This window comes from Streptomyces sp. NPDC000941 (assembly GCF_053599555.1).
In genome coordinates, this window is record NZ_JBSFMM010000128.1 from 23,813 (window position 1) to 33,197 (window position 9,385).

Genomic DNA, 9,385 nt, shown 5'->3' on the forward strand with positions numbered 1-9,385 from the left:
CTCAGCGCTGGTAGAAGATCCGGTCGCCGTACTCGCTCATGACCTGCCTGTTCCAGTCGTGGCCCCCGTCCACGTTGCCCGAGCGCAGCATCGGCGGGTCGATGCCGCGCGCGGCCAGCTCGCCCGCCGCCGTGGCGATCACGGCCTGCATCAGGGCGGAGGTGACGACCGTGGAGGCGGGGGCGAAGGGGGCCCCGACGCCGTCGGCGGTCAGCTCGGCGTCGCCGACCGGGATCTTGCTGTCGAGGACCAGATCGCAGTGGTCCTTCAGGAAGTCCCCGGACCGGTGCCGCGAGGCGGTGGCGGTGGCGTACGCGACGGAGGTCACGCCGATCACCTTGAGGCCGAGCGACCGCGCGTGCGTCGCCATCTCCACGGGCAGCGGGTTGCGCCCGGACAGCGAGATGATGAACAGCAGGTCGCCCGCGCGCGCCGGACTGTTGTCCAGGACGACACCGGCCAGCCCGTCGACGCGCTCCAGGGCGCTGCCGAGCGTGGCGGGCATCACGTCCACGCCGACCATCCCCGGGATCGGGAGCAGATTCATCAGGGCCAGGCCGCCCGCGCGGTAGACGACGTCCTGGGCGGGCAGCGAGGAGTGGCCGGCGCCGAAGGCGAAGAGCCGGCCGCCCGTGGCGGCGGTCTCGGCGACCAGGGCGCCCGCCGCGCCGATGGCCTCGGCCTCCTCGTCGCGTACTCGCTGCAGCAGGCCGATGGCGGCGTCGAAATACTGCCCGGCGAGCTTGCTCTCGCTCATCCCCGAGTGGCCCCTTCTGTTGGTGGTGGTCCGTGGTTCGCGGTGCGTGGTCCGCGGCCCGCGGTCGGTGCCGCGTGGCGCGGATCACGTTGGGCCGTCGGTCAGGCCGCTGTCAATACTGGGTCGACTTCAGTTCGACTCCTGGCCGCATTGACGGGCACGGCCGGGTACGGCGATGCCGGACTCGGCCCCGTTGTCGGCGGGATGCGTCAGAATTGGGGTCAGGGCCACCGCACGACACATTCGAGGGGCACGCATGTCCGGACTCATCGACACTACGGAGATGTATCTCCGCACCATCCTCGAGCTGGAGGAGGAGGGTGTCGTCCCGATGCGCGCCCGTATCGCGGAGCGGCTCGACCAAAGCGGTCCGACGGTCAGCCAGACCGTGGCCCGCATGGAGCGGGACGGTCTGGTGAGGGTCGCCGGCGACCGTCACCTGGAGTTCACGGAGGAGGGCCGCCGCCTGGCGACCCGCGTGATGCGCAAGCACCGGCTCGCTGAGTGTCTGCTGGTCGACGTGATCGGGCTGGAGTGGGAGCAGGTGCACGCTGAGGCCTGCCGCTGGGAGCATGTGATGAGCGAGGCGGTGGAGCGGCGGGTGCTGGAGCTGCTGCGCCACCCCACCGAGTCGCCGTACGGAAACCCGATCCCGGGCCTGGAGGAGCTGGGCGAGAAGGCGGAGGTCGATCCGTTCCTGGACGACAGCATGGTGAGCCTGCGCGAGCTGGAGCCGGGCAGCGAGGGCAAGACGGTGGTCGTGCGCCGGATCGGCGAGCCGATCCAGATGGACGCCCAGCTGATGTACACGCTGCGCCGGGCGGGTGTGCAGCCGGGCTCGGTGGTGAGCGTGACGGAGTCGCCGGGCGGGGTGCTGGTGGGCAGCAGCGGCGAGGCCGCCGAGCTGGACGCGGACATCGCCTCCCACGTCTTCGTAGCCAAGCGCTGAGCGACGCCGAGCGCTGAGCCACGACAAGGGCTGAGCCACAGCATGGGCTGAGCCGTGCCGAGCGCCGGGCTTCGCCGAGCGCTGGGCTTCGCGCCCGTACCACCGCTTCCGCCCCCGTACCCCCGTAACCCGCCCGACACGCTGACCGAATCGACCGGTTCAGCCGATTCGACCGTCGTGGCCTGCGGCGACTGCTTTTCCTGACGTTTTCCGGATACCGGAGTTTGTGGAATTCGAGCGGTTGGGCCCGCCGCGTGCGACGCTGTCGCTGAGGCATATGCGCGAGGGGGGCTCATATGGGCCTGGCGGGCGGTGCTGCCCAGCGGGCGATCGACAGCGGGAAGAGCGAGGGCCCCGGCGCCTTGAACCGCCGGGGCCCTGCCTCCCCATGTCCCCCCTGTGGGCCCCCGGCCCCACGGTCCGCTGTGACGCGGCCCGTACGGCCGGAGGCCCTGGCGACCCGGAGCCCCGAGCTCTCAGGGTCGGCCCCCGCGGACTCCCTTCCCCGAGTAGTCCGCCTCCCGCTAGCTGTCTCCCCTCGGTGCGGACGATCAACCCCGTGGTGCGGTCACTCGAACGAGGGGTGTTGCGCGGTCGTAACGGCGTGTTCGAATAAGAGTTCGATATCGTGGGCAGGTCGAGGAGGGAATGGGGGTGCCAGAACACATGGTGCGGCGCATCGACGTGACGGGAGCCGGCGGCGTGCGGCTCGCCGCCTGGGAGTTCGCCGATCCGCCCAAGGCGGGCGGCGGCGCGCGGGTCTCGCATGGGCCGGGTGTTCTTCTGCTCCATGGCCTGATGGGCCGAGGGGCCCACTGGACGCGGACCGCGCGCTGGCTGTCCACCCGCCATCGGGCCGTCGCCCTCGACCAGCGGGGGCATGGCCGCAGCGAGAAGCCCGCTGACGGCCCGTTCGACCGCGGCACCTATGTGGCCGACGCGGCGGCTGCGGTCGAGCAGCTGGGCCTGGCCCCCGTCACCCTCATCGGCCACTCCATGGGCGCGCTGACGGCCTGGCAGCTCGCCGCCCGCCGTCCCGATCTGGTCGCGGGCCTGGTGATCTGCGATATGCGGGCCTCCGCGCTGGGCTCGGCCTCGCAGGCGGAGTGGGCCCAGTGGTTCTCGTCCTGGCCGCTGCCGTTCGCGACCCTCGCCGATGTGCGCAAGTGGTTCGGCGAGGACGATCCGAGGCTGGAGCGGCCCAATCCGGCGCGGGGCGACTTCTTCGCCGAGATCATGGCCGAGCGCTCGGACGGCTGGCGCCCGGTCTTCTCCCGCCGCCAGATGCTCAAGGCCCGCGCGACCTGGGTCCATGACGCCCATTGGGAAGAGCTGGCGCTTGTGCGGTGCCCCACCCTCGTGGTGCGCGGTCTGGACGGTGAGTTGGGCCGGGCGGAGGCGCAGGAGATGGTGCGTGTCCTGCCGCGCGGTGAGTACGCGGAGGTGACGGACGCCGGCCATCTCGTCCACTACGACCAGCCGGAGGGCTGGCGCCGGGCCGTGGAGCCCTTCCTCGCCTCGGTGCTGCCCGCCTAGCCGCGTCATCGCCGTTTCACTGTGCGCGGGTGCGGGATTCGGCGGTGGTCCTGAGGTCGTGCAGCCAGGCTTCGAGGCCCGCGCCGAGGGCCGCGGTCGCGGTGGGTATGTCGGCTTCGACCTGGGCGCCGGTCCAGGTCTCCTCGGTGTGGACCCGGACGCCGCCCTTGACCTTGGTGAAGGTCCACAGATGGACGCCCTCGTCGATGCGCAGCCCTTCACCGATCGCGGGCCCGCGCCACAGGATGCAGTGGTTGCGCTGGAGTTGCCGGACGGTGGAGGTGATCTCCAGGGTGGTGGCGGGGGTCGTCGGGGTGGCGGGCGCCGGGGTGGTCCACCTGAACTGCGAACCCTTGCGCAGCGGGCCGGGGTCCAGGCGCTTCATGGTGAGTACGGGGGGCTGCCAGGCCGGCCAGCGCTCCACATCGGTCTGGAGCTTGAATACGGTGCTCAGCGGGGCCTTGATCACGACGTCGGACTGGTAGCGGATACGGGCGCCGGTGTCGACGCCTGCCCCGCGGCACTGGGAGGGGCCGTTGTGGTGGGTGGCGGAAGCCCGGGCCTGAGCGGGGGCGGGCAGGACGGCGGCCGTCAGGACGCCGACGATGGCGAGCGGGACGGTGAGGGCGGCGGCACGTACACCGGCCCGGGGCCGGGCCCGGGATCGGGACCGCTGAGCGGATGAGTTCGACGGGTGGTTGCTGAACATGGCGTTCTCCTCGTGATGGGTGTGTGGGACCGGACGTTCATGTGCTCGGGGCCGGCGCCGTGCGCTACGGGGTCAGGACGACCTTCCCGGCGACGGTGCCGGATTCGGCCAGCCGCAGGGCGTCGGCGACGCGGGCGAGCGGCAGTTCGGCGGCGATCTTGGGGGTGATGTCACCGCGCTGGAGGGCGGCGAAGACCTGGGTGAGGTCGGCGCGCAGCCGGGCCCGGAACCGGTTCTTGGCCAGGGCCCGTCCGGCCCAGGCGTTGTAGAAGTAGGCGTGGCGGCGGTTGGGCAGGGTGTTCCACAGCCAGACGCGGCCGAGGAGCTTGAATACGGGCCACTGCTTGGAGCCCTGGTCGTCCCGGGTGGAGGCGCTGCCGTAGGAGACGAGGGTGCCGCCGGGTGCCAGAAGGCTCCAGGAGTCGCTGATGCCCCGGCCGCCGACGTGGTCGAAGACGGCGGCGACTCCGTCGGGGGCGAGTTCACGGATCCGGGCGGCGACATTCCCGGCGCGATAGTCGACGGGGGTGACTCCCTGCTCCCGTAGGGCGGCGTGGTGGCGGGTGGACGCCGTGCCGATCACCTTCGCGCCCGCGGCGTGGGCGAGTTGGACCAGGACGGAGCCGACGCCGCCGTTGGCGCCGTGCACCACGACGGTCTGCCCCGCACGGACCCGTGCCTTGCGGTGCAGCATCTGCCAGGCGGTGATCCCGTTGACGACCAGGGTCTCCGCCTCCGCCGCGGCGATACCCTCGGGGACCTCCACCGCATCCGCCGCGTCCACGACCACGTAGTTGGCCCAGCCGCCGACCTTGATCAGCGCGGCCACCCGGGTCCCGGCCAGCCCCGGCTCGACGCCCTCGCCCGTCGCCTCCACCGTGCCGACCAGGTCATAGCCCGGTACGAAGGGGAACGGCGGCTGGTCGTAGTAGCGGCCGCGGCGCATCTGCTGCTCGGCGAACGAGACCCCGGTCGCCTCCATCTTGATCACGACCTGCCCCGGACCGGGGGCCGGAACGGCTCCACCGCGCCGGATCTGCAGTTCTTCCGGCTCGACCGTGCCCGGCAGGACGACCTCGACGAGTCCCTCGGTGTTCATGACGACCTCCACTGCGCGCTCAGCGCCTCGTTATAAGACCTTGCGTTCGTTAGAAGTTATAACTGAGCGGCGAGGGGGACGTCAACAGGATCCGTGATAGCTTCTAACTAAATCTTGAAGCTGTAGTCGCGACGGTGTGGAAGGGCGGCAGGCCATGGCGGAAACGGGCACCACAACCCCGCGCGAGCGCTACCGCGCCCAGGTGCGTATGGAGGTCAAGAAGCGCGCGTGGGAGCAGATCGCCACGGCGGGGGCGTCCGCGCTCTCCCTCAACGCGATCGCCAAGCAGATGGGCATGAGCGGACCCGCGCTCTACCGGTACTTCGCCAGCCGCGACGACCTGATCACCGAGCTCATCAGGGACGCGTACCGAAGCCTGGCCGACACCATCCGCGCGGCGTCGGAGAAGGCGGTGCCGGAGAAGGCGGCGTCCGAGAAATCAGGCGCCGACGTGGTCGCGCTGGCGCACGCCATCCGCGGCTGGGCCCTGGAGGACCCCCAGCGGTACTTCCTCATCTATGGCACGCCCGTCCCTGGCTACCACGCGCCCGACGACACCACCGCCATCGCGGTCGAGATCATGACGTCGATGCTCGACGCCTGGACCGCGCTGCCCCCGGACGGCCCGGCGACGCCATTCGACGTGCACATCGAGGACCACCGGCAGTGGGCGGGCGGCCACCCCGCCCCGCCGGCGGTCCTCCATCAAGCACTGATCTTCTGGACCCGGCTGCATGGCGTCCTGTCCCTGGAACTCGCGGGCCAGTTCGGCGGGATGGGCTTCGACCCTGCCCAGCTCTTCGCGGCCGAACTGGACGCCCTGCTCGCAGGCCGCTGAAAGGCTGCTGAAAGGCCGCTGAAGGGTCAGCGCCCCTTCGGGAAGGCGGCGCGCAGTTCGGGCCGGTTGACGATGAACGCGGTGGGGGCGAGGGCGAGCGCGCCCGCGATCTGCAGCACGACGAACCACAGCGGGAGCATGCCGGGGATGGAGTCGATGGCGATGATCGCGATCGGCACGACGACGGCGATGATGCGCACCCGTATATAGGCCCAGCGCGCGCCCCGTGAGGCGACGACGGTCAGCCAGTACGTCACAACGGCGCTCGCGAACATTCCTCCGGTGCGGCCCCACATGAACGACGTCACCTCGCGGCCCATGACCGAGCGGACGACGACCACGACGAGGACCGCGACACTGAACGCGCCGTAGACCACGACGAGTTTCTTCACCGTGTCGAAGGCTCGCCGGGTGTCCGGGCGGGCGGCGTGGTCGGTTGCGGCCGCGGTGCGGTTGGGAGTTGCCATGGTTCCTGCTTCCTCGGGCTGTCCGGTGTCGATTCGAAGCTAGGGAGCGCACGGCCGGGCCGGTATGCGCCTGGACGCACAGTGGGGTGGGCCTAGCCCCACTTCTGCGCTGACCTGGCCGGATTCGGACTTCCCGGGGCGCACAGTGGACTCACCGGGTCATGAAGTGCGAAGGAGAATCATGAAACCGCTGGTGTCGTGGGTGACGAGCGCATGCGTGGGGTTTGCGCGGGCGTGCGTCGTGGTGGCGGTTGCCATGCTGGTGCCGGCCGTATGGGCGGCTGCCGTGGCGCTGTGGATCTGGTGGAACGGAAACCCGTGGTCGTGGATAGGCCCGTTCGTATGGGCGAGTATCGGGACCGCCGCCCTGTCCCGCCCGGTCTGCCGGATGGTTCGTTCCCTCGTCGCGAAGTGGACGGGCACCGTCATCCCCGCCGGATACCGGGAGGCCACCCCGGTGACTCAGATGTCGACCGGGTACTGGTGGAACGGTTTCTCCTACTCGCGCACCAGCAAGGACGCCCGCCGGGAGCAGCGGTTGCGGCTCTGGTGGAGCGACCCCGCCACCTGGCGTGATCTGCGGTTCACGGCGATCGTGCCGATCACCATCGGTGTGATCGCGGCCATCCCGCCGGCCGGAGCCGTGGCGGCCGTCCTCGGCTTCAGCCAACCGGGGGCCGCTCAGGTCGGGGCGGTCGGCCTGGTCGTGGCCTTCGCCACCGCCCCATACGCCTGGCGGTCCGTCGAGCCGGTGGCCGTACGCTTGCTGCGCCCGTCGTCGGCGATGGCGCTGGCCGACCGGGTGGACGAGCTGACGGCCCAGCGCGCCGACACCACCATCGCGCAAGCCGCCGAGATCCGCCGGATCGAACGGGATCTCCACGACGGGGCGCAGGCACGCCTGGTCATGCTCGGGCTGTCCCTCGCGACCGCCGAGAAACTGATGGAAACCGACCCCGACCAGGCCAAGGCGCTGATGCGAGAGGCGCGGGTCGGCGCCGCCACCTCGCTGACCGAGCTGCGCGAACTGGTCCACGACATCAATCCGCCGGTACTCAACGACCGGGGGCTCGTCGACGCCGTACGCACCCTGGCCATGGACAGCGCGCTGGAGACCAGCGTCAGCGCCGACGTTCAGCCGCGCCTGGAACCCCCGATCGAGTCCGCCCTGTACTTCGGAATCGCCGAACTGCTGACCAACGCGGTCAAGCACGCCCATGCGACCCGGGGCCGGATCGCCATCGCCCAGGACGACACCGGCATCGTCGTCGAAGTCGAGGACAACGGCCGGGGCGGGGCCGACGAGCGGGCCGGGGCCGGCGGCGGACTCGCCGGGCTCCGCCGCCGGATCGCGGTCTTCGACGGCACCCTGGAGATCACCAGCCCGGCGGGCGGTCCGACCCAAGTGAGGATGATGGTGCCGTGCGCATCGTTGTAGCCGAAGACCTCTATCTCCTCCGTGACGGCATGGTCCGCCTCATCGAGGCGTGCGGACACGAGGTGGTGGCGACGGCGGCCACCGGGCCTGAAACGCTCGCCGCGCTGCTGACCTGGCGGCCGGATGTCGCCATCGTCGACGTCCGCATGCCGCCGACCCAGTCGGACGAGGGCCTGCGGGCGGCGCTCGCCGCCCGCCGCGAGCTGCCCGGGCTGCCGGTCCTGATCCTCTCTCAGTACGTCGAGCAGCTGTACGCCCGTGAACTCCTGGCCGACGGCGCCGGCGGCATCGGCTACTTCCTCAAGGAGAGCGTCTTCGACGCCGATCAGTTCATCGACGCCCTGGAGCGCGTCGCCGCCGGCGGTACGGCCATGGACCCGGCCGTCATCACCAAACTGCTCTCCAGCGGGTCCTCGAACCGACGGCTGGATCGGCTCACGGAACGCGAACACTCCGTGCTCAGCCTCATGGCCGAAGGGCTGTCCAACCAGGCCATCGCCCAGCGGCTCTTCCTCAGCGAGAGCGCCATCAGCAAATACACCACCTCGATCTTCGGCAAACTCGGCATCACCGACGACGGCAACAACAATCGCCGCGTCCGGGCCGTCCTGACCTACCTCAACAAGCCATGACGAAATCGGCTCAGCTCTTTGCGAGCGCTGCGCGGTGGATCCTCGCGGGGATCGGTGACGGGGATCGGTGACGGGGATCGGTGGCGGCGATCGGTGGCGGCGATCGTTCCGACTACATCAGGTATCTCGTGCCGGGATCGGGTATCTCGTGCCGAGCCTGATGCGATGACCATCGGCAGCACCACGATCGGCACCACGTTCTCTGTCTCCATGGGTATGGCCAAGGGCATCTTCGCCCGCTTCCGCACCATGGCCATCCAGCGGGGCTTGGCTCTCGTCGAGGCGGTCTCCGACCGCTGGGACACGGATCCGCTCCGCTGGGGCAAGCGGGCCTGGGCGGAGTGCGCCCCGGAGGCGCCGGACCTCACACTGCGTGTGAAGGGCACTGGGGGTACGGGGCACGGGGCACGGGGGCACGGGGGAACGGGGGCGGACGAAGTAGCGGTCCTCCGGGAGCGCGTACAGGAGCCTTCGCGGGTGCGGGTGGGGATGCCGCTGCGCTGTGCCTGTGCCTGCGCGTTGGCTGCGCTGTGCCTGTGCCTGTGCCTGTGCCTGTGCCTGTGCCTGGGCTGCGCTGCGCCTGTGCCTATGCGCCGTCTCGCGGCATTCGGTTCGGGCGGGTGCGGGTTTCGTCTCGGACCCTTCGGGTCCAAAGCGCCAGCAGGAGGGGGAAGGGGGCGGCTGGCCCGGTGTTGTGGTTCCTCGGCCCGGTGGGTGGTTGAGCTCAAGGCTGGCTCCGCTGCGCTCCGCCGCGGCTGCTGCCGCGCGGTGGCTTGGCCGGTCGGTCCAGCGGTGCGCTCGGCTGGGGGCGCGTGAGCGTGACGTACGGGTCGGCGATCGCTGGTCGGCATGGTCCGGACGCCGTGTGCGGGCGTCGTCTCGCGCCTTCGGCGCACAGCGGCCGGCAGCGGGAACGGGGAGGGGGCGCCGAGGCATCGTCGCCGTCCGGCCCGACGGGCT

9 protein-coding genes and 1 pseudogene are annotated in these 9,385 nt (G+C 70.9%); 6 read left to right on the top strand and 4 right to left on the bottom strand.

The window, feature by feature from the left end; translation table 11 throughout:
* Position 1: 1 nt before the first annotated feature.
* A complete protein-coding gene (locus ACWDSL_RS33160) occupies positions 2-757 on the bottom strand; it encodes an SIS domain-containing protein (RefSeq protein ID WP_450491663.1) in 756 nt (251 codons plus the stop codon).
* A 256-nt stretch (positions 758-1,013) separates the two neighbouring features.
* Between ACWDSL_RS33160 and ACWDSL_RS33165 the strand changes: the two genes are divergently transcribed.
* Together ACWDSL_RS33165 and ACWDSL_RS33170 are read left to right on the top strand one after the other, a co-directional pair.
* Positions 1,014-1,706: a metal-dependent transcriptional regulator gene (locus ACWDSL_RS33165; protein WP_014177453.1), complete on the top strand. Its 693-nt coding sequence runs from the start codon at positions 1,014-1,016 to the stop codon at positions 1,704-1,706.
* Positions 1,707-2,372: 666 nt separating this feature from the next.
* Positions 2,373-3,242, top strand: a complete 870-nt coding sequence (locus ACWDSL_RS33170; RefSeq protein WP_450491672.1) for an alpha/beta fold hydrolase — start codon at positions 2,373-2,375, stop codon at positions 3,240-3,242.
* Positions 3,243-3,258: 16 nt separating this feature from the next.
* Here ACWDSL_RS33170 and ACWDSL_RS33175 read toward each other — a convergent pair whose 3' ends face one another.
* Together ACWDSL_RS33175 and ACWDSL_RS33180 are read right to left on the bottom strand one after the other, a co-directional pair.
* Positions 3,259-3,951, bottom strand: a complete 693-nt coding sequence (locus ACWDSL_RS33175; RefSeq protein WP_450491664.1) for an SRPBCC family protein — start codon at positions 3,949-3,951, stop codon at positions 3,259-3,261.
* A gap of 64 nt (positions 3,952-4,015) precedes the next feature.
* Positions 4,016-5,050, bottom strand: a complete 1,035-nt coding sequence (locus ACWDSL_RS33180; protein ID WP_450491665.1) for a medium chain dehydrogenase/reductase family protein — start codon at positions 5,048-5,050, stop codon at positions 4,016-4,018.
* A 154-nt stretch (positions 5,051-5,204) separates the two neighbouring features.
* Here ACWDSL_RS33180 and ACWDSL_RS33185 point away from each other — a divergent pair, with 154 nt between their 5' ends.
* Positions 5,205-5,888 (top strand): TetR/AcrR family transcriptional regulator, encoded by a 684-nt coding sequence (locus tag ACWDSL_RS33185; protein WP_450491666.1) that lies wholly within the window; start codon positions 5,205-5,207, stop codon positions 5,886-5,888.
* Between the two features lie 26 nt (positions 5,889-5,914).
* Here the strand turns inward: ACWDSL_RS33185 and ACWDSL_RS33190 are convergent, their stop codons facing one another.
* A complete protein-coding gene (locus ACWDSL_RS33190) occupies positions 5,915-6,355 on the bottom strand; it encodes a hypothetical protein (protein WP_450491667.1) in 441 nt (146 codons plus the stop codon).
* 181 nt (positions 6,356-6,536) lie between these two features.
* Here ACWDSL_RS33190 and ACWDSL_RS33195 point away from each other — a divergent pair, with 181 nt between their 5' ends.
* The 3 genes and pseudogenes from ACWDSL_RS33195 to ACWDSL_RS33205 form a co-directional block, all read left to right on the top strand.
* Positions 6,537-7,793 carry a sensor histidine kinase gene (locus tag ACWDSL_RS33195; RefSeq protein ID WP_450491668.1) on the top strand — a complete coding sequence of 419 codons (1,257 nt, stop codon included), beginning with the start codon at positions 6,537-6,539 and terminating at the stop codon, positions 7,791-7,793.
* Positions 7,778-8,425 carry a response regulator transcription factor gene (locus ACWDSL_RS33200; protein WP_450491669.1) on the top strand — a complete coding sequence of 216 codons (648 nt, stop codon included), beginning with the start codon at positions 7,778-7,780 and terminating at the stop codon, positions 8,423-8,425. The genes ACWDSL_RS33195 and ACWDSL_RS33200 overlap by 16 nt, the downstream gene beginning before the upstream one ends.
* An 83-nt stretch (positions 8,426-8,508) precedes the next feature.
* Positions 8,509-8,704: pseudogene (locus ACWDSL_RS33205) on the top strand (ABC transporter permease); the annotation flags it as partial.
* Between the last annotated feature and the right edge of the window lie 681 nt (positions 8,705-9,385).